This window comes from Streptomyces chengmaiensis, from assembly GCF_029846775.1.
In the GTDB taxonomy this organism is placed as follows: domain Bacteria; phylum Actinomycetota; class Actinomycetes; order Streptomycetales; family Streptomycetaceae; genus Streptomyces; species Streptomyces chengmaiensis.
This window is the reverse complement of the sequence record NZ_JARWBG010000079.1, coordinates 1-22,917: the sequence shown is the minus strand read 5'-3', so window position 1 is coordinate 22,917 and position 22,917 is coordinate 1. Positions and strand designations below refer to the sequence as shown.

The window sequence follows — 22,917 nt, the reverse complement described above, 5'->3', positions numbered from 1 at the left end:
CCGGTCTCCCTGATCAGCACCCGGGTGGCGGTCCGATGAACCTGGGACTCGACGGCCGGCGCGTGCTCATCACCGGGGCTGCCAGCGGGATCGGCGCGTCCACGGCGCTGGCCTTCGCGGCCGAGGGCGCCAGGCTCGGCCTGGTGGACCGGGATGCCGAAGGCCTGTCCGCGGTCGTGGACATGATCCGCGACAAGGGCGGAGAGGTCCGCGTGCAGACCGCCGACCTCTCCACCGCCGACGGCGCGCACGGCGGGGTCACCGGCATCCTCAACGGCTGGAACGGAACGGCCGACGTACTAATCAACAACGTTGGGCAGTGCCTGGCACGGTCCTTCGACGAACTCTCCGACGCCGACTACCTGGCGACCTTCGAGATCAACTTCCTCAGTGCGGTACGGGCGATCCGCCTGGTGCTGCCGGGCATGCGCGCGCAGGGCCACGGCAGCGTGGTCACCAACACCTCCGACCTGGCCCGCCAGCCCGAGCCCGGACTCGTCGACTACCAGGCGTCCAAGGTGGGCCTGGTCAGCCTGACCAAGAGCCTCGCGCTGTCCGAGGGCCCGGGAATCCGGGTCAACGCGGTGGCCCCCGGCCCCGTCTGGACTCCCCTGTGGACCCGTCCCGGCGGCTTCGCCGACACCCTGGGCGATCTGCACGGCCGGGACGCCGAGGCGGCGGTCAAGCACGAGCTCAGCCGACGCCAGCTGCCTCTGGGGCGGATGGGCGAGCCGAACGAGGTCGCCCAGGTGATCACGTTCCTGGCCTCGGATGCCGCCGCTTTCGTCACCGGAAGTGTCTGGGGCGTCGACGGCGGCACCATCCGCGGCTTGCTCTGACCCCCCCGAACGCACGAAAGGCTGTGTCATGACACTCGCCCTGCACGGCGGAGACCCGGTGCGCACCACCCGCTGGCCACTGTGGCCACAGCCCGCCTCGGATGCCGCGCAGCAGCTCGCCGAGGTGCTGGACTCCGGGCGCTGGTCGATCAGCGGACCCTACCGAGGCACGGACACCAAGGAGCGGACCTTCGCCCGGATGTTCGCGCGGTACAACGAGGTCGGGCACTGCGTGCCGACGGCCAGCGGCACCGCCGGGCTGATGATCTGCCTGGAGGCGTGCGGGGTCGGCGCGGGTGACGAAGTCATCGTGCCGGGGATCTCCTGGGTCGCGACCGCCTCGACCGTGCTGGCCGTGAATGCGGTCCCGGTCTTCGTCGACGTCGACCCGGACACCCTGTGCATGGATCCGGCGGCCGCGGAAGCGGCCATCACCCCCGCCACCAAGGCGATCCTCGTCGTACACCTATATTCGGCACTGGCCGACATGGACGCACTGCGCGACCTGGCCCGACGCCACGACCTCACCCTGATCGAGGACGCCGCGCAGGCGCATGGCGCGGTCTACCGGGGCGCCAGGGCCGGGACCATGGGCCGCGCCGGAGCGTTCAGCATGCACCACACCAAGGTGCTGACCTGCGGGGAAGGCGGCGCAGCGGTCACCGCCGACCCGGAGCTGGCACGGCGGATGGCCGAACTGCGCGCCGACGGCCGCCACCAGCCCGACCAGCCGCCGTCGCTGAACGAGATGGAACTGGTCACCACCGGCACGCTGATGGGCAGCAACCGCGCGCTGTCGGAGTTCCACGCGGCGGTGCTCATCGCCCAGCTCGGCGGGCTGGACCGGCAGAACGAACAGCGCGCGATCCGGGCCTCCGTACTGGAGAAGGCGCTGGCCGACGAAGGTTTCGCCACCCAGCAGACCTCGGAAGGCACCGAGCAGCGGACCTATTTTGGGTTCGTGATTCGGCTGCCGGAGGAGTTCGACAGCATCGGTAGTGCGGCGGTCGGCGCCGCGTTGAGCGCGGAACTGGGCCTGCCGGTCAAGCCGATCTACCCGGCGATCCCGGCCAGTCCGCTGTACTGGCCGGGCAGCCGCCGCCGCTTCGACCTCGGCGCCGACTACCGCAGGCGGATCGACCGCACCCGGCACCGGCTGCCGGTCAGCGAGCGGGCCGCCGCCCGTCATCTGACCTTCCACCACAGCGCGCTGCTCGGGGAGCGGTCCGATGTGGACGACATCGTGGCCGCGCTCGGCAAGCTGCGAGACCACCGTGCCGAACTCGGCTGAGAAGAGGAACCCATGAACGCCACATCCGCCGCACCGGTGGTCGTCGTCGACGGCTACTCCAACTCCGGTGCCTATGTAGCGGAATACGCCAGGCTCGGAGTGGACGCCCTGCACGTGCAGAGTACGGCGGAGTTCCTGCCCAAGATGGTCCCGCCGGACTTGTCCGCGTACCGGGAGACTTTCGTGTGCGCCGACGCGGACGCGGTCGACGCCACGGTGGAGCGGTTGCGCGCCTATGCTCCGATCGCGGTGGTCGCTGGTCAGGAGCCCGGGGTTCCGCTGGCGGACCTGCTGAGCGAACGGCTCGGGGTGGCGACCAACGGCACCGCGAAGTCCCTCGCTCGGCGGGACAAGTTCATTATGATCGAGACGGTGCGGGCGGCCGGTCTGCACTCCGCCGAACAGTTCGTCAGCTCCGATCCGGCCGAGATCACCGGCTGGGCCCGTGACCGCGGCAGCTCCCCGGTGGTGGTCAAACCGCGCAGCTCGTCCTCGTCGGACAACGTGTTCATCTGCCGGTCCGAGGAGGAGGTGGCACAGGCCGCGCGGGCGGTGCTGGCCGGCATCACCATGTACGACCAGCGCAACACCGACGTCCTTGTCCAGTCCTACCTGGACGGCACGGAGTACATCGTCGACACGGTGAGCGCGAACGGGCAGCACACCGTGTGCGGGGTGTGGCGCTACGACAAGAACCTGTTGTCCTCCGGCCGGCGGGTCTACGACCTGGACGTGCTACAGGACCCGGACGCACCGCACGTGCGCGAACTGATCGCCTACGTGCTGCGGGTGCTGGACGCCCTGGGCATCGAGCACGGCCCCGGCCACGCCGAGGTGATCATGACGGAGTCGGGTCCGGCGCTGGTGGAGCTGGGTGCCCGGCTCAACGGGAACATGAACCCCGCCCACCATGACGCGTTCAGCGGGACCAACCCGGCGCGCCTGGGCACCCTCGCCTACGCGCGGCCCGCCGAGTTCACCGCCCGCTATGGCGGCAAGGTCTACGCCAAGTCCTGTGAGGCGGTCGTGCACAACGCGGCAACTGGCCGTGAGGGCCTCGTGGCCGAGATCGACGAGGCCGTGGTCGACGAGATCGCCTCGCTGCCCACGGTCCGGGAGGTAGTGGTCCGGCGTCCGGCCGGGACCCGTCTGGTGCCCACCGTCGACCTGATGACCAGCCCCATGCGCGTGTTCCACATCGGCGGCTCGCACGCCGAGATCCTCGCCGACCACCAGGTCATCGGACAGCTGACGGACGACGTCTTCCGGCTGGCCGCCCCAGCCGTCTGACCCGCAAGATCCCAGGGAGAACCATGAACGACACACCCAGGTCTCTGCTGTTCTGGGGCGGGTCCGCGCCGATGGACCTCGGACGCGACGTGGGCAGCCGGCTGCTCCGGCAGGCCGCCGCCCGCGAGGTCGGCACGCAGGTCACCGTCGAGTTCCCGGACGTGCCCGAACTGGCCGCGCTCGCCGACGCCCTGCACCGTACCGAGGTCGACGACCCGACGGCGGCCGTGGCCTGGGCCCGGGGGCGTCGGTTCGACGTGGTCCTCGGCGTCAGGGAGCAGGTGCAGGTCGCTCTCGCCGAGGTCGCCCGGGCCGTGGGCGCGCCCGGCAATCCGCCGGAGGCCGTGCGCACCGTCCGCGACAAGGACCGCTGCCGTCAGGCCCTGTGCGAAGCCGGGCTGCCGCAGCCGGAGTTCCGGCTGTGCTCGGATCTCGCCGAGGCCCGGACGTTCCTGGACGGCACAACCGGACCGTGGATCGTGAAGCCGCGGGACGCATCCGGCAGCCTCGGCGTCCGCAAGGTCGCCGCGCCCGAGGACCTGGCTGCCGCGGTCGCCGCGCTGCCCGCGCGTACCGGGTTCATCGTCGAGCAGTTCGTCGAGGGCCCCGAGTACAGCGTCGAAGGAGTGTTCCTGCGTGGTGAGCCCCGGGTACTGGCGGTCACCGAGAAGAAACTGCTGCCGCCACCGAACTTCGTGGAGGCCGGGCACGTGCTCCCTGCCGACCTGCCTGCCGGCCTCCGACGGGAGTTCGAGCAGGCCGTGACCGGTGCCCTGGGGACGCTGGGGCTGCGGTTCGGCGTCTTCCACGTCGAGCTGTGGTGCGCCGCGGACGGTCCGGTGCTCGGCGAGGTTCACGTGCGCAACGGCGGCGACTGGATCCACCTTATGCTGGAGTACGCGATTCCCGGGCTGGACCTGTTCGGCCTGGTGATCGACGACGCGCTCGGCTCGGACACCGACGCGTACGAGCTGACGCCCTCCAGGGCGGCGGCCGTCCGCTTCCTCGCCCCGCCGCCAGGCCGGGTGAGCCGGGTCGTCGGCTGGCAGGACGTACTGCGGCACCCGGCGGTGCTGAAGGCGGACCTCACCGTTCGGCCGGGGGACCTCGTCGGGGAGATCCGAGAGTCCTATGACCGGGCCGGATACCTCGTGGTCGGCGCCGAGACCCCCCGGGCGGCGGCGGAACTGGCCGACCGGCTGGCCGCGCAGGTCCGCTTCGAGACGGACGCCGATTCGGACGCCGCGACGGACATCGATTCGGAGGCCGCGGCATGAACGGGGGCATGAACCGCAGGGCCTTCACCGCCTGGCTGGCCGCCGACCACGTGGCCGGCAACCTCGGCCAGTACATGATCCTCCCCGTGCTGGGCGTCGTCCTGGCCGCCCAGGTCAGCGGCGAGTGGATCGTCGGCGTCGGGCTGTTCCTCTACAGCGCCTCCGCCGGGGTCTGCGCCCTCCTCGTGAACCGCTGGCTGCCCAGGTTCAGCATCGTCGGCGCCATGACCGGGAGTACGGTGCTGTCCGCACTGGGCTTCGGCCTGATGCCCTACAGCCACGATGCCCTGGTCCAGGTGCTGCTGATCGTCCTGGCCGGCTTCGGCGGCAGCGTCCACTTCCTGCTGTCCAGGGTCCTGGTCGCCGAGGCGGTCCCCGACGCCGTCGGACGCCACCAGGTGTACTCGGTGCTGCAGATCGCGGTGAACCTGGCCGCGGCGCTCGGCCCGTTCCTCGCCGGACTGCTGTACTCGTCGGCCGACCCCCGGGTACTGCTCACCACGGTTGCGGGATGCTACCTCCTCGCCGGTCTGTCCCTGTGGGCCGGCATCCCGAGGGAGCTGCGGCCCACGGCGACGTCCAGCCGGTGGCCCGTCAGCCGGGCGGTGCTGCGGCTGGTCCGGGAGGACTCCTCGATCCGCCGGACGGTGGCGATCTGCGTCCTCGGCGCCTTCGTCTACGGCCAGCTGTACTCCGCGTTCGCCCTGTTCGTCGCCAGGGACCTCGCCTCCCCGCTGGTGCGGGCCGCGCTGCTCGCCGCGCCCGCCCTGGCCATCGTCTTCTTCCAGACGGCGGTCACCGCCGCCACGGGGAAGCTGCTGGCCAAGGGCACCCGCCCGTTCACACTGCTGGTGTACGGCGCCGTGCTGTTCAGCGCCTCCATGGTGGTGCTGGGCGTCGGACTGCCAGCCGTGCTCGGCGCCGCCCTGGCCGTCGCCCTGTTCTCCACCGCCGAAATGCTGTTCACCCCCATGGTGAGCACCGCGTTCGCCGGTCTGCCGATCAAGTCCACGCTGGAGGCCTTCAACCTGCGCCAGGTCAGCTGGACCGCCGGCGAGGCGATCGGCTCACTGGCCGGCGGCACCGTGTTCCTGGCCCTGGACCGGGCGGGTCTCGCCCACGGCTACTGGCTGGGCGTGGCGCTGGGCACCGGTGCCCTCCTCTACGTGCTCGCCCGGCGCGCCCCCCTGCGCTCCACGGTCGTCAACGTCACCCGAGAACCGGCCGCCTGAGGCCGGGAGAGAAAGGAACCGCCGTGTGCCGACTCATCCTCGCCTCCGGGGATTTCGCCGTAGCGGACATCACCGCTGCCGCCCTGGACATGAGCTGTGGCCGGACCGCCGATCACGACAACCCCACCAAGGTGCACGTGCACGGCTGGGGCGCGGTCTGGCGCGAGCCCNTGCACGGCTGGGGCGCGGTCTGGCGCGAGCCCGGACCGGGGCTGGAACTGTGGGCGCACACCGACGTACGGCCGCTGGCCGACAGCCTGCGCGAATCCCCACTGCCGCAGGTCAAGACCGACTTCCTGGCCATACACACGCGCAACGCGAGCCTGGAATCCCAGCGGGGCCTCCGCTTTACCCACCCGTTGACCAGGGATGACGGCTGGTACTTCATGCACAACGGCTATCTTCCGACCGCATACCGGGGACTGGGCCTGCCCGCCTCCGAGTTCGACTCGCGGGAGTACTTCGACTACCTCGTCCCGCGCGATGCTGACGGCCTCGATCCGGCGGCGGCGCTCGGCAAGCTCGACGCGCTCCCGCCCGGCGGGAACTCCGGCAACGCCATCGCCGTGCACCCCGCGGGCGCGTACCTGGTGCACTGGAGTGCGCCCGGCGTGGCCACGCCCGTGTTCTTCGCGATGCAGCGCCTGAGCCTGCCCGGGCTGGAGGTCATCGCCTCCGAGGTAGTCCCGGGTCTCGCCCCGGCGGAGCAGTGGGAACCGCTGCCGGCTGGCACGGTGTCGTACTTCCCGTTCCCGAAGGAGGCATGAGATGTCCGGGACCGGCGACGCCTACCGGCAGGTACTCCAGAAGGCCGATGCGCACGGCGTCGAATTGATCCGCTTCCTGTGGGTGGACCACAACGGCATCGTCCGGGGCAAGGCGGTGACCCGTCAGTACCTCGAATCCCGGATGGAATCGGGCATCGGGCTGGCCAAGTCCCGGCAGGCGGCCGGCCTCATGGACATCGGGGTGCCGGTGCCCGGCTTCAACGCCGTCGGCGAGGTGCGCCTGGTCCCCGACCCGGAGAGCTTCATAGCGTTCCCGCACGCACCGGGATCCGGTGCCATGCTGTGCGACCTGGTCCAGTTGGACGACGCGCCCTGGGACGCCTGCCCCCGCACCTTCCTGAAGTCCGCGCTGGCGGCGGCGGGCGAGCTGCAGATCGTGGCCTCCTTCGAACCGGAGTTCACGCTGTGCGCCGCGCGGCCGAAGCCCGGCGCGCTCAACGTGTTGGACGACAGCCTGTGCTTCGACAACACCGGCTTCGACGCCGCCAACGACTACGTGGTCCAGTTGCTCAGGGGCCTGCAGGGGCAGGGCATCGAGGTGGAGGTGTACCACCCCGAATTCGGCGCCGGGCAGCACGAGATGACCCTGCGGCACGGCCCGGCACTGAGGGCGGCCGACATCTCGGTGTGGCAGAAGGTGATCACCCGGGGACTGGCCTCCTCGATGGGCCTGTGGGCGACCTTCGCCCCCACCCCCGCCCCCGGCTTCCGAGGCAACGGCAACCACCTCCACCTGTCCATGTGGCAGGACCGCCCGGGCCTGGGCAAGGAGAACGTGTTCGCCGACGGCGCGGACGCACTGGGCCTGTCCGAGACGGCCTACCACTTCATCGGCGGGGTACTCCGCCACCTGCCCGGCCTGCTGGCCCTGACCTGTCCCAGTGTCAACAGCTACGAGCGGCTGCAGCCGGGCATGTGGTCCGGCGCGCACGCCTGCTACGGCCAGGACAATCGCGAAGCCGCCGTACGGATCCCGAGCAGGCTGCGCGGCGCCGCGGCCGCGTCCACCAACGTCGAGCTCAAGGCGGTCGACTCCACCGCCAACCCGTACCTGGCCATGGGTGCGGTGATCTACGCGGGCATGGACGGCGTCACCAACCGGATCGATCCGGGACCTCAGCTCGAGGAGGACCCGAACGGGCTGTCCGACGCGGAACGCGACCGCCTCGGGCTGGGTCTGCCCCAGTCCCTGGAGGAGTCGCTGGAGGCGCTGCGCCGGGACGACTACCTGATGGACGTACTGGGGCCGCTGCGTCGACAGGTGTATCCCGCGATCAAGGAGGCCGACATCCGGGCGGTCAAGGAGATGGGGGACGAGATCGCCTTCCTGACCTACACCACCCGCTACTGAAGGCCCGCGCCCGTCACAGGAGATCGCAGTGCTGGAACAACCGGCCTTCGGGCAGCGGCTGCGGGCCCTGCGCCAGGAGCGAGGACTGTCGCAGGCCGCGCTGGCCGCCGGCGGCCTGTCCACGGGCTACCTGTCCCGGCTGGAATCGGGCACTCGGCCGCCCACACGACGAGTGCTCGAACACCTCACCAGGCAGTTGGGACTGCCGGCGTCGGCATTCGCCCGGGGGGCGAGCCAGAGCCTGTCGCAGGCCCTGGCCCTGGCCGTGTCCTCGGCGCGCATCGGCACGGTCGCCGACGATCTCGCCGTAATGCTGCACGCGGGCGAGGATCGGCTGGATCCCGGCGTGCGCTGGCAGTCACTGTGGCTGCTGGCCGCGGTGCGGGACGAGGAAGCCCGCTACGAGGACGAACACGAACTCCTGGTCGAACTCGGCGAGCTCAGCGAGACGATAGGCATCACCGAACTGACCGTACGGGCCCGCGCCCGACTGTCCCGGTGCTGCCTGCTGCTCGGGAACACCGCCCGCGCCCACGTCGAGGCGCGGGAGGCGCACCGGCTGGCCCGGGGCCTGTCGGTGTACGACCGGTCGGCCGCCCTGCACGCGCTGATCCGCGCGGAGGCCGAGACGGGCCGCCCGGACGAGGCCCGGGCCCACGCCCGCGAGTTGTGCGAGATCTCCGCGGCGGAACCCGGGACCCTGCACGTCGAGGCCCTATGGGCGGCGAGCACGCTGCACGCCCGTCAGGGCGACCACGCGGAAGCCCAGCGGTTATGGGAACGCGCCCTGGACCGGCTGGGCCGGGAGCAGAACCCGTGGCTGCTGCCGTGGACGGCCCCGTTCCACCTTTGGTCACCCGGTCGATGACCGGACTGGCGGCCGGCCCCTTGGGCAGGCCGCTTCTTCGACTCCGGGTCGCGATCCGAATATGCGACGATCCGGGCAGCAATCGAGAGGGCTGATAGGCACATGGGCAAGATGCACGCCGACGAAGCGGAGACCGACGCCGACCTGGTCCGGCGGCTGCTGCGCACGCAGTTCCCCCAGTGGGCGGACCTGCCGGTCACCCGACTCGCCTCGGGAGGCACGGTCAACGCGATCTACCGGCTCGGCGAGGACCTGACCGTCCGGCTCCCGCTGCGCCCCGGCGGCGCCGAGGCCATCGCCATGGAGGCAGCGCTGCTTCCCCGGCTGGCGCCGCTGCTGCCGCTGCCGGTCCCCGAGGTGGTGGCGACCGGTGTCCCCGGCGAGGGGTACCCCCTGGCCTGGGCCGTACACCGGTGGATCGAGGGCCGCACCCCGGTCGAGGGTGACCTGGCCGAGCCCGAGCGGGTGGCCCGCGACCTCGCCGGGTTCGCCGTCGCCATCCGCGGGATCGACCTCCCCGACGGTCCCCCTGCGCACCGCGGCGAGCCGCTGATGGCCGAAGACCGCGAGATGCGGGCGGCAATCGAGGCACTGGGCCGCACCGACGAACCCTTCGACGCCGACGAGATCACCGCCGCGTGGGAGGAGGCGCTAGCCGCGCCCCTGTGGACGGGCCCGGCCTGCTGGACGCACTCCGACCTGATGCCGAGCAACCTGCTGCTCGCCGGCGACCGCATCGGCGCGGTCATCGACTTCGGCACCGTGGGCATGGGCGAACCGGCCACCGACCTCATCCCGGCCTGGAACCTGCTGCCCGCCTCGGCGCGCCAGGCATACCGCGATGCCGTGGACGTGGACGACGCGACCTGGGCTCGCAGCCAGGGCTGGGCGCTGTCCATGGCGGTCATCCAGCTGCCGTACTACCGGACGACCAACCAGGTCATCTCGGCCAACGCCAGGCACGTCATCCGGGAGGTCCTGGCCTCCGCGTAGCGCGTACCGGGGGCGACGGAACACCTCAGACGGCACACCGAAGAGGGGCACTCCTCCTGGGAGCGCCCCTCTTCGGTGCGTCGTACGGCCCCGGCTACCCGGTCCGCCTGGGGAAGACCGTCTCGCGCCGGACCAGCCGCCAGTGCAGCCGGATCCGCCGGTGGAGCATGTCCATCGTGCTCATGCGTTCATCCCGTCGCGCCAGTCGATCCACCGGCGCAGCGTCCCGAGCTCGAAATCGGGGCCGCCTGCACCGACGATGAACAGCGAGACACCGAGTCCGTGCAGCTCGGCCCCCAGTTCTCTCGGGTCTCCCTCGTGCGCGGCCAGGCCGGACACACTGGTCGACACCTCGATCTCGGCCGGATCCCGGCCCACGTTCGCGCAGTGCCTGTTCAGGACGGATAGCTTGTGCCGGATGGTCGCCGGATCGTGGAAGGCGTGCCAGATGTCCGCGTGTTCGGCGACGAGGCGCAGGGTGCGCTTCTCACCGCCCCCGCCAAGCAGCAGGGGCAGCTTCCCGGCCGGCGCCGGATTGAGCTTCGACAGCCGGGACTTTACCCGCGGGATCGCCGAGGCGAGTTCCCGGAGCCGTTCGCCGTCGGAGCCGAATGGGTAGCCGTAACCGGTGAAGTCCTTCTCGTACCAGCCGGACCCGAGGCCGAGCATGGCCCGGCCGCCGCTGATGTGGTCGACCGTACGGGCCATGTCCGCGAGCAGATCCGGATTGCGGTAGCCGATGCAGCTGACCAGCGGCCCGAGCTGCACCGTCGAGGTGGACTCGGCCAGCGCCGCGAGGACCGTCCAGCACTCGAAGTGCTTGCCATGCGGCTCACCGGTGAGAGGGAAGAAGTGGTCCCAGATGAAGAGCGCGTCCGCGCCGAGGGCCTCGGCCTCTGCCGCGGTCCGGCGGATCGTCTCGTAGTCGGCGTGCTCGGGCTGCAGCTGCAGCCCGATGGGTACGGGCCGCCCGCTCACGCCGGCCTGCTGTACTCGGCGAAGGTCAGCTCGGTGAACAGCTCCGGGCGGTCCGGTGCCAGGTTCAGCTCCCGGGCCCGCCTGAGCATGTAACGCCAGTACGGCTTGACCGGCGGCCACAGCGGGCCGGCCTCGCAGTAGGAGGCGTCGACGAAGTAGCGCGGCTTGCCCAACACGCCCGGGCGGGGCCGGCGGGCGTGGAACAGCGCCGAGTGCAGTACGACCGTGCTGCCCGGCGGCAGCTCCTCCAGTACGACCTCACCGGGCAGCGGGCCGGTGCCCAGGTGCGCGCGGGCCGTCTTGTCCACGTGCTCCCGGTGCGACCCGGGCAGCACGACCAGCGAGGAGGTGTCGGTGCTCAGACCGTCTAGGTAGTGCAGGGCGTGGATCATGGTCGCCGAGCGGTCTGTCTGCGTGCCGTGCTCGTAGTCGTGGTGCCAGGGCTTCCCGGGCACGTCCGGGGCCTGGCGGTCGCTGTGCAGGTGGTGGAAGACGTAGGGCGCGCCCATCAGCTGGTCGAGTATCCCCAGCAGCGAGGACCACGTGATCAGCTCGCCGTGGGCGGGCAGCTCCAGCTCCATCACCGGCGGCACGCCGAACTTCTCCGGGTCCTTCACCGAGTCGATGGAACGCGCCCGCAGGCCGTCATCCACCCACCGGTCCACCTCGGGCTTCATCCGGGCGACTAGGTCCGGATCGAGGAAACCGGGCAGGACCAGGTAGCCGAGCTCCTGGAACTTTCGCAGCTGATCGGGACGCAATGCGGTCGGCTTGTCGTGGGCGAGTAGAAGTGCGTTCGGTGTCATCGCATTACCCCCATTGGACTCTGCAGATCGGTGAACAGCTGATCGGTGAAAGCGGAACGGAACTTGCCGTCCGGATCGTGCTTCTCGGCGAGGCGGGCGAAGTCCGCCGCGCGCGGATAGCCGGCGGTGATCCGCGCGGCCGGAGTCTCGGTGAGCTTGGCCCAGTGCGGCCGGGCGCCCAGGGGCATCAGCTGCTCCTCGACGGCGGCGATCACCGGCCGTACCGCGGGCAGGTCCTTGCGCCAGGTGAAGTGGAAGGTGATGGTGTCCCGTCCGTAGGCCGAGCTCAGCCACAGGTCGTCGCCGCGGACCGTGCGGACCTCGGCGATGTGCAGCACCGGGGCGATACGGTCGCCCAGTCCCCGGATCGCGGTGAACGCGGCGGCGGCCCGGCTCCGTGGCAGGAAATACTCCGACTGCAGCTCCTCACCGGCGCCGGGCGTCAGCTCGGGCCGGAAGTGCGGCAGCCTCCGGTACCAGGGGCCCGGCACGCCCAACTGCTCGGTGCTGGAGCCGGGATCGACCCCGGGCACCGGGTGCATCGGGACGGCCGCCCCCCGTCCGCGCCCCCAGCCGGAATCGGGCCGGTCCGTGCGGCGCTTGAGCCACACCGAGCCGTGACCACTGCGCCAGTCGGTGAACAGACTGACGCTGTAGGCGGCTCCGAACACCGTGTCCAGGTCTGCCACGACCTCGTCCAGGGAAACGTCCGGGCAGACCGTCTGCGCCACTTGGTAGGAGGGCTCGACGTCCAGGGTGAGCCGGGTGACCACGCCAAGCACGCCCAGTGCCACCACCGCGCCGGCGAACTCGTCGGGGTGGGTGTCCCGCCTCAGTCGGACGAGGTCGCCCTGCGGACCGACGAGCTCCAGCCCGGACACAGCAGCGGCCAGACAGCGCTGGCTGTCACCCGAACCATGGGTTCCGGTGGCCACCGACCCGGCCACCGAAATGTGCGGCAGGGAGGCCATGTTGCCGAGCGCATAGCCCGCCCGGTGCAGGTACGGGGCCAGTTCGGCGTAGTGTGTGCCCGCCGACACCGTCACGCTGCCGGCCACCGGATCCAGCAGCATGGACTCCGGGAGCCCGTCCAGTCGTACGAGTTCACCCGTGGTGTCGGCGACCCCGCTGAACGAGTGCCGGGTGCCCAGCGCGCGGATCCGGTCGGCGCCGGCGACGAGCGCGCGCAGTTCGTCGACCGTGCGGGGCCTGTGCACCCGGCGGGCACCATAGGTCAGGCTGTTTGCCCAGTTGCTCAAGGTCCCGGTCATCGCCTGCCACCTGCGAGCGCGGCGGCGGCCAGCTGCTGCTCGACCGGAACGATGCTGAAACCGCGCTCCAGCAGCCCCTCGACCATCGGGGCCAGGGCCGCCACCGTCTGCGAGCGGTCGCCGCCGCTGTCGTGCAGCAGCACGATGGAGCCGGGCCGGGCCTGCTCGACCACGGTTGTGGCGATGGCGTCCACGCCGGGCATCTGCCAGTCGTCGGGGGCCACGTCCCACAGCACGGTGGTCAGCCCGGATTCCGCAAGCCAGCCCAGCACTTCCGGGGTGCGCGAGCCGTAGGGAGGCCGGAAGAGGGCAGGCGCCCGGCCATCGGCGGCCGCGGCGATCGCCTCGCTGGTGCGCTCCAACTGCTCGACGAGCTGGGCCCGCGTCAGTTCGAAGAGCATGGGGTGCGACCAGGTATGGTTCGCGATGCTGTGGCCCTCCTCCAGCATCCGGGCCAGGTACTCGGGATAGGCCATCGCGTACATCCCGGTGCAGAAGAAAGTGGCCGGCACGTCGTAGCGCCGCAGGACGTCCAGCACCTGCCCGGTGTAGGGCGGCTGCGGGCCGTCGTCGAAGGTCAGCGAGATCTCCCGGCGCTCACCGCTACCCCGGCTGACGCAGGTGCGCCGCCCGGTCCAGTCGGCCAGCGCCCGCTCACTGGTGCGGGCGAACTCCGCGAGGTCGGGCTCCCGCCCGGTCTGGGTGCCCCGATCGCACTGCAGCCGGGTCAGCACGCCGAGTCCGCGGCGCGCGGCCGCCGCGATGTCCGTGGCGGGCACCGAGGCGAAGACAGGCCGCTCGCCCAGGTGCTGGGGATCCGCGCGGTACACGGTCAGCCCCTCGGCCATCATGCGCCCGTCGAGTACCCCGTTGGTGCTGTCCACGACGGCGGCTAGCTCCACTTCGAAGCCGTGCAGGTAGCGGATCAGTTCCTGGGTGTGCCGGGGGCCGAATAGCCGTGACGGCTGCCGCTGCTCCCCATGCTCGTCGATGACGTCCACCGTGAAGCCGTCGGCGCTCCAGGAGATTCCCGAGTAGAGCATCTGCCCCCCAGCTTGGCAAATTGATGTCAATATGTGTCAGACTCAACCAACACATCATCGCAGGTAGCCGCCCCGACACCTGCCAGGTGGCCCCATGAGCATTATTGAACGACACGTTGATGTCAAGTTCTGGCAACTATATTGCCTAAGGCTGCCCGCCGTCGCCGGAGCCTCGGGGCCACCCTGCGATATGCCGGTTTGGTGTCGGCGGGCCGGATCCGCAAGGCCGCGAACCGGGAGCGCATCCGCTTGCGGCCGGAGCGGCCGGTGCCGGGCCGGGAACCCTCCCGCCACTGCACCGGCCGTGCGGCCTTCCGGCCGGCCGCGACAACTCGACGCGGCGGCCGCCCTGCTCGCGACCTGGGAAGCGGGGGCCCTCCTCCCCGCGGACCGCTCCCTACGCTCCACCGTGTCCGAAGGCCTCGGCCTGTCCGGGGTGCTCACCGGCTCCGGATGGACCGGGCAGGGGGGAGTCCGCCACTGAAGCTTCCCCGTGATCTTGGGCACTCGATCTTTATGCCGCGAGGTCGTGTTGGTGCCGCTGTCGGGTCTCGGCTGGGGTGAGGTAGCCAAACACCTTGTGCTTGCGCAGTCGGCGGCGGTTGTAGAACGTCTCGATGAAGTCGAAGACCTCGGCGCGGGCGGTGGCCCGGTCGGGCCAGAGGCGGGTGCCGATCTCTTCTTTGAGTAGGGCCCAGAAACTCTCCGCAGCGGTGTTATCGAAGCAAGATCCGGTGCGTCCGCAGCTTTGCCGGAGGCCCAACTCGCTTATGTGGTAGGGGAAGTGGCTGCTGGTGTATTCGCTGCCGCGGTCCGAATGCGCTATGCAGCCGGGCTGGAGACGGCCGCGTCCGGAGGCCATCTTCAGCGCGTTGACAACGAGGTCGGCACGGTGGTGGTCGGCCATCGAGTAGCCGACGACCTCGCGGGTAGCCAGGTCCAGCCAGCAGGCGAGGTAGAGCCAGCCCTCGCCGGTGGGCAGAGCGGTGATGTCGCCGACCAGCTTCGTGCCGGGGGTCTCGGCGTGGAAGTCGCGGCCGATCAGATCGGGGGCCGGCTCGCCTTCTTGTCCGGCCGGGTCAGCGACCACCGCTTGCGGCGGTGGGCTCCTTGGATGCCGTGCTCGCGCATCAGGCGGGCGACCCGCTTGCGGTTCACGCATCGCCCCAGGCGCTGCAGCTCGGCATGAACGCGCGGGACCCCGTAGGTGTGACGGGAGCGACGTGGATGACGGTGATCTCGTGGGCCAGGACCTCGTCAGCGGCCTTGCGGGCCGAGCGGGCCTTGGCCGCGGCGAGCCAGGCGTAGAAGGAGGAGAGGGCCTTGAGCAGCCGACACAGGAAAGCGACGCCGTGGGTGGTCTTCTCCGCCTCGATGAACGCGTACGTGTCGTTCATCGATCGCTCCCCTTCGCGAAGAAGACCGCGGCTTTTCGCAGCACCTCGATCGTCTTGGCCTGTTCGGCGTTCTGCCGACGCAACCGCTTGAGCTCTTCGCGTTCGGCCGTGGTGAGCTTGCCCGGGGCGCCCTCGCCCCGATCTGCCTTGGCCCGGCGGTACCAGCCGCGCAGGGACTCCGAGCTGATGCCGAGTTCCCGGGCGACCGCCGTAGCCGTCTTGCCTGAGGAATCGACGAGCGCGATCGCGTCACGCTTGAACTCCTCGGTGTACCGCTTCGTGTACTTGCTTCCCACCCGGTGCTACTTCCTCTGGAACCTCACGTCCCAGTCTCCAGGTGTCCACGATCAAGGGGAAGGCTCACCAGCCGCTACCACCGCCTCTTCGACACCGACGCGGACGGCTGGCTGCGCCACTGGCACCACTGTCCGGGCTGCCGCACCCGCACCACCCTGCCCCTGCCCCACCTCGCCGCATGGACCGCCCACACAGCCACCCGCACCCTGCGCCCCACCCACCCCGGGGCCCGCGGGCGGAAGCCCTGCGGAGTGCTGCGCGTCTCGTGGACGGGCAGCCAGAACACCCCCCGCTCCTGCCTGCTCACCGTCTCCGTCGACTTCTGCCCCTCCGGTGAGCACCGCGTCCTGGCACGAGTGCCCTACCGGGAGGCTGTCGAGCGGTTCGGTACCTGGCTGGCCGAAACCGCCCCTGCGGTGGCGGCCTCAGCCGGTCCAGACCGCCTGGACGGCCTCCCTGCCGAACCCCGGCCCGTCATCGCCGACACCAACGGCGAAGGCCTGGCGCTCTTCTGACCGAACACCAGCAAACCCACTCCACACACCGCCGGAACCCCGTCCGGTGCCTGCTCCGAGCTCGGAAGGAACCGACGGCTGTCAGGCGGAGCCGTTGAGGCGGCTGCGGGATGTGATGCTGTGTGATGCCGTGGACGGCGAGGGTGTTCCAGACACTGGTGGTGCGCTGGCCGATGCGCTCGGCGATCCGGCCGACCGGCTCACCGATCGCATCGGCATCCAGGACAGCGGCGGCCAGCCTTCGGCGGGCAGTGTGCAGCGCTTCCTGCGCCGAATCGTATTCCCGCTGCGCTGCTTCCAACGCGTCCTCGCTCATACGCCCCATTTTGCCTGTCCAGTCGCTCCGGGCACCGGCATCACTGCTGACCCGGGACAGTGCCTCTACTGGTTCAGGGCGCAGAGCGGTCCGGTTGGGTGAGCTGGGGATCGGTTGCGGTCGGCAGGGAGGTGGCTGCGTTGCATTCGCGGCAGGGGACGGTGCGGGGTTGGCGGAGGATGTCGAGGGCCTGGTCGAGGGTGATGGGTGCGGCATGGGGCTGACAACCGATGACGTGGATCAGGCGTGCTCCGGGGTGGCCGGGGCGGTGAGGGAGATCTTGTACCGTCCAGGCCTGCCGCCCGTCGGCGGTGGGAGCAGCGAGGGTGGGGATGCAGCTGTAGTCGCCGCCTTCGAGAGGGCGAACATGACGGGCGTCGAGCCAGACACTCTGTTCCGCGGGCTCGGTACGGCCGCTGCTGCCGGCTGCCCAGCAGGTGATGCCCACCCGGTACTGCCATCCGACTGCCGCGCGTCGCCGCTCATACAGGCGGGCCCGCAACTCCTGCCCGTCAGGCATGATGACGGTCACCCGGGCCGCTTTCTGCGGCATTTCCACCCCTCCATCCCTCCCAGCATCCTAACCGGACGCCTTGGCGAGGAGCCTCCCTTCTGATGCCGTCCTTCCCCGCAACCGCACGGTGTCCGGCGGGCGGCACAGGAGACCGGGAGATGGCCGCCTGCCGACACGCCGTGAGACTGGCGGGGAACGTCGAGGTCATAGCGTCGGCACATGACACCGAAAGTGAGAACCTACAGGACCAGTAGCGACCCTGTGTGCCTCCGTGAGGGCCGAACGCGGCGCGCCTGCCGCATTTCTCACTCAAGGGCGAGGGTGGCGCTCACGGAGGCGCACGGCGGTTTCCGTGTGAAAGGGGTGCGTACTCGGTGACCGGCTACCCGGCCTGCGGCGGCCCGCTGTGACTGAGCGCTTCAGTTGGCGGATCAGCGGTTGAGTTGGCGGGCCGGAGCACTGTACTTGACGGGCGCAGTAGCGCGCCGGGGGTTGTCGGTCATGGGTCCCGGATGCCCCGGGTGGCCGCGAGAGCGATGGGTGGAACACCCGATTTCACCGAGGCAGGCTGTACTCATGCGGCCGCTCTTCCACGCAGCCCCTCCGCCAGGAGTGGGCGGTCACAGCCGGGTGCTTTTCCGAGTCGCGCAGTGCGTGCCGTTCGTGGTCGTACTGGTCGCGCTGGGCATCGAGCTCTCGCCTGCACACTTTCTGGTCACCGGCACTTTTCTCACCGCGATGCCGGCGCTGGCCGCGTTGACGATGGGCCCGAAAGGCATCCTCTCGGTAGCGGCTCTCGCTCTGGCCACTGACCTGGCCTCCCCCGCCTACGACCTCGCGTACTACAGCAACATTGTGAGTCTGGTCCTGGTGTCCCTGGCCAGTGTCACGATGAGCAACGCCATGCGTACGCGCAGGCAGAGCGAGCTCGACCAGGTCCGTCGGATCGCCGTGGCAGCGCAGGAGGCCATCTTGCGTCCGGTACCCGCCCGGCTGGGCCCGGTGCGCGCGGCCAGCATGTACCTCGCGGCTGAGACGGGGGCGCAGATCGGTGGTGATCTGTACGAGGCTGTGCAGACCCGGTACGGGGTCCGGCTGATCGTGGGGGACGTCCGGGGCAAGGGACTGCCTGCCGTGCGCGCGGCCGCAGCCGTGCTGGGCGCGTTCCGGGTGACCGCGCAGTACGAGGATGAACTCGCGGAGGTGATGAACCACTGCGCGGCTGCGCTGCGACAGGAGCGCGCCGTGCCCGGTGCGGTCGATCAGGAAACTCTGCTGGAAGGTTTCGTCACCGCGCTCGTAGCCCAGGTGTCCGACACACCCGAGGTCCAGGTGGTCAACCGCGGCCATCCGCCTCCGCTGGTGCTGTGCCAGGGCAAGGTGCATGCCCTGATGCCCACCTCACCGCTGCCGCCCCTCGGCCTGGAAGACCTCCTCACCGGTCCTCCCCTCATGGCGGAGAGCCATCCGTTCGCACCCGGCGACCGTCTGCTGCTGTATACCGACGGCGTGATCGAGGCCCGCAATCCTGACAGCAATGACTTCTTCGCCCTGCCCGAAGCCATGGAGGCGGTGCACACCTGCACCCCGCACGAGTTCCTGGAACAACTGCACCGCGGATTGATCCGCCACACCACCGGCCGCCTGGCAGACGATGCGGCGATGCTCCTCGTCGACCGTCTCAACGAAGAAGCAGGCAAACACGCAGCCAGCGCGGCTGGCGCCTCCTGAAGTGACAGACCGCAGTGATCTCCCGGCGACGTCCCGAGCGCGGTGCTTGGCGAATCCCGACGACGCCGCGCCCGGCGACCAGGCCGGGGATCCGCCGGCCCCGGTCGAGCGGGACACCGACGACACAGACGACGGCGATGGGAACGGGAAGGCGCCTCTCACGGTCATCGACGTCCGGCACCGCAGCGTGCTCCAGGCCGCCGCCCCCGGCGAGAAGCGATGGATCGAGAAGGGCGACAACGGGGAAACGATCGAGCATGTAGAGATCGAACCCACGGCACCCGCCGCCAACTGACCCGACCCTGCGGTTCCGGCGCAGCACTGCGCCGGAACCGCATCTGCGTAAAGGACTCCCGCATGTTCCTGGTACCGCTGCTCGCCGGTGTCTGGTACCTCCTGCTGGCAGCCGGTGCGGCTACCGGCAAGGACTTCAGCACCCCGTTCGCCATCGCGCTGGCAGCCGCAGGATGCGTGATGATCGCCGCTGCAGCCCGGATGGCCGTGGGGAAGCCCTCAGCGGTACGGGCCGCCCGGTACGGGGCGGCAATGGGACTGGCCGTTGCAGCGTTCCCCGCCGCCCTGGTCCTGCTCGCCTTCGCCTCCACCGGGCATGTGGAACGCCTGACGCTTTCCTCCGCGCTCCTCAGATGGAGCGCCGCCGGGATCATCCCCGCCGTCCTGGTCCTGCTGGCCTGCTGTACAAGGCCAGCCCGGCAGAGGCGGCCGCGCCCCTGGCCACGCGACGCCCCTGATCCACCAGACACCCACCGACGAGGACTTCCAATGCGCCAGGGTCGCCTGCGGGCTCGAACGGGGCCAGACCACTCCCCATGATTCAGGTCGGACCCGTCGAGTCGAGCAGTCCGACCTCGGTTGATCTGGTGTTTCCCGGGGTGGGCCAGCCGCTGTCGCCGCTGAAGCTGGAATCATGCATTTTGCACTTGTGTCTGCGGGTTTTGTAGGCAAGCTGGCTTCCCGGGTGCAGCCGTGGACCAGGCCGATGCCTTCCCTGCCAGGTCGGCGGCGGATCCGGTGACCTGGCTGGCCGTGCCCGCGATCTGGCCGACGGCCCCGGCGGTTACGGCGACAGCATCGAAGGAGGAGGCGGCCGTCACGCCGCCCCACCGCGCGGCACCCGGGCTGGAGAGCGATGACATTTGCGTCCGGCCTGGGGGCCGCTTCCCGCCCGGCGGGCCCCGGCGAAGAAAGTTCGGCTGTGGCTCCCGCCTGGCGGGACGTGCGGCTGACCGTCTTTTCTTGCAGGTCAGGGCCGTGTGGCGTGGTCTGCATGGCAGTGGATATCAGGGGTGTCCGGGCCGGTCAGATGTACCGCTACTACTCGCGCGAGACCGTTGTCGGTGACGGCCGTCGCCCGGCCCGCACGCCGATGCGCGAGGCCCAGGAGGAGGCCGGTGTCCCGGCCGGGCGATGGATGGGCCGCGGCCTTGCCGCGCTTGGACTTGCGCCAGGGGAGGAGGTCACCGAGGCGCAGCTGCGGAATCTGTTCGGTGAGCGGGGCCGGCATCCGTACGCGGACCGGATCGAGGCGGACCTGCTCGCCGAGGACGCGTCGGCGAAGGAGGCGTTCAAGGCCGGCGCCTTGGGGCGGCGGGTGATGGTCACGGGTGTCGACTTCACCTTCCGGCCGCTGCGCCGCCCGCTTCCGCCACTACGAGGCGCGCTCCGGCATGCCGCTGCTACGCCCGCGCCGCGGCCGTGGCGATCCGGGCCCGGCTCGTCGCCGTGGTCGACGTCGCGCTGGCGGCCGTCGACGTCGCCGCGACGGTGTTCGTGATGAACGACGGCGGCCGCTTCCAGCGCCGGCACCTGCTCGCCGAAGCCCGCCGCCACCTCGCCCTCGTCCTGCGCGGCCGCCCCCGCGACCCCGGCCTGGACGACCAGGTCGTGGCCGCCGCCATCTCCACCCACTGCCTGGACATCAGCGAGCCGAAGACCGTACGCGGCCAGGAGGCCGGCTACCGCCTCTGCACAGCCCGGTGGGCCCTGTCCGACCTCCCCGCACGCCGCCAGCCACCCACCCCGCGCCCGACCCGGACCACCAACCCCCGGCCGATCCCAGCGAGCCAGCCGCGTTCCGGCCCCCGGCCAGGACGCGGGGAGTGGGAGATACCCCGCCTCCCGCTGCAGTACGAGCGCGCCGTCCCCACCGGTGCGGTAGTGCGGGAGAAGCTGCGTACCACCACCCCGCCAGCACCGACGAGCCCAACGACGTCGCCGCCGCCCTCGCCGAGCTGTGCGGATACGACCCCATGGAGATCCGGGGCACCGTCCACTTCACCGGCAACAGCCGCGAGACCGACAGTGCACCGGGCATGGACGACGAGAACCACTTCGCCCTGCTGGAGACCCTGGCCCAGGTCTGCAACACCCACGGGGTACGCCTGTGGCGCCAGTGCCATCCGCACCACACCGTCATGGTCCAAGCGACCGACTACGTCCCCGGTGACCCGATCTGGGACCACACCGGCACCCGGCGCTGCTTCGCCTCGCTGGAGCCGTACCCGCCCACCAGCAACCTCGCCAGGCGCCGTCCCAAGGCCCGCCGCTACGTCTGCGACGACGGCCACTCCATGCCCGCCCCCTCGCACGGCCACGGGATGCGAGTCGGCTGCGCCCCGGCTGGCTACTGGCAGCGCACCGGCAACCAGCTCCTGCCCGCCGCCGACTGAGACCCGCCGCCCGCCCCGGGCCAGGCCCGGGCGGGCTCTCACCGAGGAGCTGCCCATGCGCACCACCGTTGACCACTTCACGACCGCCGAGACGGTCGCCCTCGACCAGACGCGCGGTCTGGCCCGCACGATCGCCGACGCCCTCACCGCCATGTACCCGAGCGCCGCCTACCTGGTGCTGGAGCGCGATGAGGACGATGCCGATGTCCTGTGGCTCCACAGCATCCGGGACGTCACCGGCGGCATCCTGTGCGACTTCGAACCCGCCTCGGCCGCCCCGTCGCCCACCCCGCCGACAAAATCGAGTACGCGCGCCTGCTCAAGGGCCAGGGCGCCAGCTACCGGGAGATCAGCATCGAGACAGGCGCCCCGAAGACCTCCCTGCACCGCTACCTACAGGGATAGCCGACCGAGGCCGACGGACCACTTCGCACCCCAGGCCCACGGCCAGGCCGTGCAGCGGCAGCACGGCGAGGGTATCGACAATCTCCTCGTTCGGTCGGCCGAGTGCACGGCGCGCCTTGGCCGGCGCCGGTGCGGGCCGGTGAAGGATCGCTCGAGGCAGCGCCCGGCGGTGTGCCGGCCGGCACCGCCGCGCCCGCTGAGGACCGGGCACTCGCTCTCTTCGCTGGAGGTACCGGATGACCGCCGGAGCGAACACCTCGCCCGCCGAGCTGGAGCGTGTCTGGGATCTGCATACGAACAGCGAGTTCGTCACGCTCGACGTCGACGCGACAATGGCCACGATGACGGACGATGCCCAGGTCCTCCATGTGCCCACCGCGATGGGCGCCCGCGGTCGGCAGGCCGTCCGCGACTTCTACCGGCGCTGGTTCGTCGGCCACAACCCCCGGGACTTCAGTCCCACGACACTCACCCGCACTACCGGGCCCAACCGCATCGTCGACGAGATGCTCGTCTCCTTCACCCATGACACCCCCGTGCCCTGGATCCCAATGCCGTTGCCTTAGTGGTCGGGCCATCGATTGTTGAGAGTGACGACGACCGGAGGGCGGCGGCTGCTGGCAGGTTCGCCTGGGGCTTTGCTGCCGTAGCCGGTGATGCACGAACGGATCTTTCGCGGACAGCTACGGGATCTTCGGCGGGGCAGCAGGCTGCGGCCGATCTCAACGAGTCCGAGGCGCCGATCCCGCTTGATCGCCGAGGGGGGAAAAGCCGCTCGGCGAGATCACGGAGCGGCGGACGACGTGCAGGGCCCGGGTGAACGAGGTCCGTTGTGCGGTGCTGTGGTGCAGGTGGGCGGCCTCGTTCAACAGATCCCGGGTGGCGTGGTGCACGATCAAGTGCGCGTAGATTTCCTGCCGTACGCCGTCCGGTGTCTGCGACCTGAGGACTGGTCGGCCGCGTTGATGGGTCTTGATCTCGTCGAAGACGAGCTCGATCTCCCAGCGCCGGGCATACAGGATGGC

General features: G+C 70.5%; 27 protein-coding genes and 1 pseudogene. 17 read left to right on the top strand and 11 right to left on the bottom strand.

The window, feature by feature from the left end:
- From QCN29_RS34160 to QCN29_RS34125, 8 genes are all read left to right on the top strand, one after another.
- Nucleotides 1-839, top strand: an 839-nt coding sequence (locus tag QCN29_RS34160) for an SDR family NAD(P)-dependent oxidoreductase (protein WP_279933053.1), incomplete at its 5' end; no start/stop codon positions are given.
- 28 nt (nucleotides 840-867) lie between these two features.
- The gene (locus QCN29_RS34155) at nucleotides 868-2,130 is read left to right on the top strand and encodes a DegT/DnrJ/EryC1/StrS aminotransferase family protein (RefSeq protein ID WP_279933052.1); all 1,263 of its coding nucleotides are present in this window, start codon (nucleotides 868-870) and stop codon (nucleotides 2,128-2,130) included.
- A 12-nt stretch (nucleotides 2,131-2,142) separates the two neighbouring features.
- Nucleotides 2,143-3,420: an ATP-grasp domain-containing protein gene (locus QCN29_RS34150; protein ID WP_279933051.1), complete on the top strand. Its 1,278-nt coding sequence runs from the start codon at nucleotides 2,143-2,145 to the stop codon at nucleotides 3,418-3,420.
- Between the two features lie 23 nt (nucleotides 3,421-3,443).
- On the top strand, nucleotides 3,444-4,697 hold the full coding sequence (locus QCN29_RS34145) for an ATP-grasp domain-containing protein (protein WP_279933049.1): 1,254 nt from the start codon (nucleotides 3,444-3,446) through the stop codon (nucleotides 4,695-4,697).
- A gap of 8 nt (nucleotides 4,698-4,705) precedes the next feature.
- Nucleotides 4,706-5,929 carry an MFS transporter gene (locus QCN29_RS34140; RefSeq protein ID WP_279933048.1) on the top strand — a complete coding sequence of 408 codons (1,224 nt, stop codon included), beginning with the start codon at nucleotides 4,706-4,708 and terminating at the stop codon, nucleotides 5,927-5,929.
- Nucleotides 5,930-6,697: 768 nt separating this feature from the next.
- Entirely contained in the window at nucleotides 6,698-8,068 is a 1,371-nt protein-coding gene (locus QCN29_RS34135) for a glutamine synthetase family protein (protein ID WP_279933047.1), read from the top strand.
- A 28-nt stretch (nucleotides 8,069-8,096) separates the two neighbouring features.
- A complete protein-coding gene (locus tag QCN29_RS34130; protein WP_279933045.1) occupies nucleotides 8,097-8,936 on the top strand; it encodes a helix-turn-helix domain-containing protein in 840 nt (279 codons plus the stop codon).
- 111 nt (nucleotides 8,937-9,047) lie between these two features.
- Nucleotides 9,048-9,929: an aminoglycoside phosphotransferase family protein gene (locus tag QCN29_RS34125; RefSeq protein ID WP_279933055.1), complete on the top strand. Its 882-nt coding sequence runs from the start codon at nucleotides 9,048-9,050 to the stop codon at nucleotides 9,927-9,929.
- A gap of 180 nt (nucleotides 9,930-10,109) precedes the next feature.
- On the opposite strand, the gene QCN29_RS34120 is transcribed toward QCN29_RS34125, so the two are convergent.
- The 9 genes and pseudogenes from QCN29_RS34120 to QCN29_RS34085 all read right to left on the bottom strand — a co-directional run bounded on the left by QCN29_RS34120 (nucleotide 10,110) and on the right by QCN29_RS34085 (nucleotide 15,720).
- Nucleotides 10,110-10,907, bottom strand: a complete 798-nt coding sequence (locus QCN29_RS34120; RefSeq protein WP_279933044.1) for an LLM class F420-dependent oxidoreductase — start codon at nucleotides 10,905-10,907, stop codon at nucleotides 10,110-10,112.
- Nucleotides 10,904-11,713: a phytanoyl-CoA dioxygenase family protein gene (locus QCN29_RS34115; protein ID WP_279933043.1), complete on the bottom strand. Its 810-nt coding sequence runs from the start codon at nucleotides 11,711-11,713 to the stop codon at nucleotides 10,904-10,906. The genes QCN29_RS34120 and QCN29_RS34115 overlap by 4 nt, the downstream gene beginning before the upstream one ends.
- The gene (locus tag QCN29_RS34110) at nucleotides 11,710-12,984 is read right to left on the bottom strand and encodes an FAD-binding protein (protein ID WP_279933041.1); all 1,275 of its coding nucleotides are present in this window, start codon (nucleotides 12,982-12,984) and stop codon (nucleotides 11,710-11,712) included. The genes QCN29_RS34115 and QCN29_RS34110 overlap by 4 nt, the downstream gene beginning before the upstream one ends.
- Complete coding sequence (locus QCN29_RS34105; protein ID WP_279933039.1) at nucleotides 12,981-14,027, bottom strand: polysaccharide deacetylase family protein; 1,047 nt, start codon at nucleotides 14,025-14,027, stop codon at nucleotides 12,981-12,983. The genes QCN29_RS34110 and QCN29_RS34105 overlap by 4 nt, the downstream gene beginning before the upstream one ends.
- A 206-nt stretch (nucleotides 14,028-14,233) precedes the next feature.
- A pseudogene (locus QCN29_RS37385) lies at nucleotides 14,234-14,359 on the bottom strand (IS701 family transposase); the annotation flags it as partial.
- A gap of 182 nt (nucleotides 14,360-14,541) precedes the next feature.
- A complete protein-coding gene (locus tag QCN29_RS34095) occupies nucleotides 14,542-15,117 on the bottom strand; it encodes an IS3 family transposase (protein WP_279933037.1) in 576 nt (191 codons plus the stop codon).
- The gene (locus QCN29_RS37265) at nucleotides 15,069-15,197 is read right to left on the bottom strand and encodes an IS3 family transposase (protein ID WP_398860549.1); all 129 of its coding nucleotides are present in this window, start codon (nucleotides 15,195-15,197) and stop codon (nucleotides 15,069-15,071) included. The genes QCN29_RS34095 and QCN29_RS37265 overlap by 49 nt, the downstream gene beginning before the upstream one ends.
- A complete protein-coding gene (locus QCN29_RS34090; RefSeq protein ID WP_279933035.1) occupies nucleotides 15,182-15,424 on the bottom strand; it encodes a hypothetical protein in 243 nt (80 codons plus the stop codon). Before QCN29_RS34090 ends, QCN29_RS37265 begins: the two co-directional genes overlap by 16 nt.
- Nucleotides 15,421-15,720: a transposase gene (locus QCN29_RS34085; protein WP_279933033.1), complete on the bottom strand. Its 300-nt coding sequence runs from the start codon at nucleotides 15,718-15,720 to the stop codon at nucleotides 15,421-15,423. The genes QCN29_RS34090 and QCN29_RS34085 overlap by 4 nt, the downstream gene beginning before the upstream one ends.
- Nucleotides 15,721-15,723: 3 nt before the next feature.
- Between QCN29_RS34085 and QCN29_RS34080 the strand changes: the two genes are divergently transcribed.
- Nucleotides 15,724-16,236, top strand: a complete 513-nt coding sequence (locus QCN29_RS34080) for a hypothetical protein (protein ID WP_279933031.1) — start codon at nucleotides 15,724-15,726, stop codon at nucleotides 16,234-16,236.
- A 46-nt stretch (nucleotides 16,237-16,282) separates the two neighbouring features.
- Nucleotides 16,283-16,654, top strand: a complete 372-nt coding sequence (locus QCN29_RS34075; protein ID WP_279933030.1) for a hypothetical protein — start codon at nucleotides 16,283-16,285, stop codon at nucleotides 16,652-16,654.
- On the opposite strand, the gene QCN29_RS34070 is transcribed toward QCN29_RS34075, so the two are convergent.
- Complete coding sequence (locus tag QCN29_RS34070) at nucleotides 16,626-17,105, bottom strand: DUF6233 domain-containing protein (RefSeq protein ID WP_279933029.1); 480 nt, start codon at nucleotides 17,103-17,105, stop codon at nucleotides 16,626-16,628. The two genes, QCN29_RS34075 and QCN29_RS34070, sit on opposite strands and share 29 nt — an antisense overlap.
- Nucleotides 17,106-17,729: 624 nt before the next feature.
- Between QCN29_RS34070 and QCN29_RS34065 the strand changes: the two genes are divergently transcribed.
- The 7 genes from QCN29_RS34065 (at nucleotide 17,730) to QCN29_RS34035 (ending at nucleotide 22,458) form a co-directional block, all read left to right on the top strand.
- Nucleotides 17,730-18,797: a PP2C family protein-serine/threonine phosphatase gene (locus tag QCN29_RS34065; RefSeq protein WP_318036764.1), complete on the top strand. Its 1,068-nt coding sequence runs from the start codon at nucleotides 17,730-17,732 to the stop codon at nucleotides 18,795-18,797.
- Nucleotides 18,798-18,843: 46 nt separating this feature from the next.
- Nucleotides 18,844-19,092 (top strand): hypothetical protein, encoded by a 249-nt coding sequence (locus QCN29_RS34060; RefSeq protein WP_279933027.1) that lies wholly within the window; start codon nucleotides 18,844-18,846, stop codon nucleotides 19,090-19,092.
- A gap of 62 nt (nucleotides 19,093-19,154) precedes the next feature.
- Nucleotides 19,155-19,631, top strand: coding sequence for a hypothetical protein (locus QCN29_RS34055; RefSeq protein WP_279933026.1), 477 nt, complete (start codon nucleotides 19,155-19,157; stop codon nucleotides 19,629-19,631).
- Nucleotides 19,632-20,085: 454 nt separating this feature from the next.
- On the top strand, nucleotides 20,086-20,592 hold the full coding sequence (locus QCN29_RS34050; protein WP_279933024.1) for a relaxase domain-containing protein: 507 nt from the start codon (nucleotides 20,086-20,088) through the stop codon (nucleotides 20,590-20,592).
- A 325-nt stretch (nucleotides 20,593-20,917) separates the two neighbouring features.
- The gene (locus QCN29_RS34045; protein WP_279933022.1) at nucleotides 20,918-21,487 is read left to right on the top strand and encodes a hypothetical protein; all 570 of its coding nucleotides are present in this window, start codon (nucleotides 20,918-20,920) and stop codon (nucleotides 21,485-21,487) included.
- 249 nt (nucleotides 21,488-21,736) lie between these two features.
- Entirely contained in the window at nucleotides 21,737-21,892 is a 156-nt protein-coding gene (locus QCN29_RS34040; RefSeq protein WP_279933020.1) for a hypothetical protein, read from the top strand.
- 236 nt (nucleotides 21,893-22,128) lie between these two features.
- Nucleotides 22,129-22,458: a nuclear transport factor 2 family protein gene (locus tag QCN29_RS34035; protein WP_279933018.1), complete on the top strand. Its 330-nt coding sequence runs from the start codon at nucleotides 22,129-22,131 to the stop codon at nucleotides 22,456-22,458.
- Between the two features lie 156 nt (nucleotides 22,459-22,614).
- Here QCN29_RS34035 and QCN29_RS34030 read toward each other — a convergent pair.
- A partial coding sequence (locus tag QCN29_RS34030; protein WP_279933016.1) for a transposase occupies nucleotides 22,615-22,917 on the bottom strand: 303 nt, incomplete at its 5' end.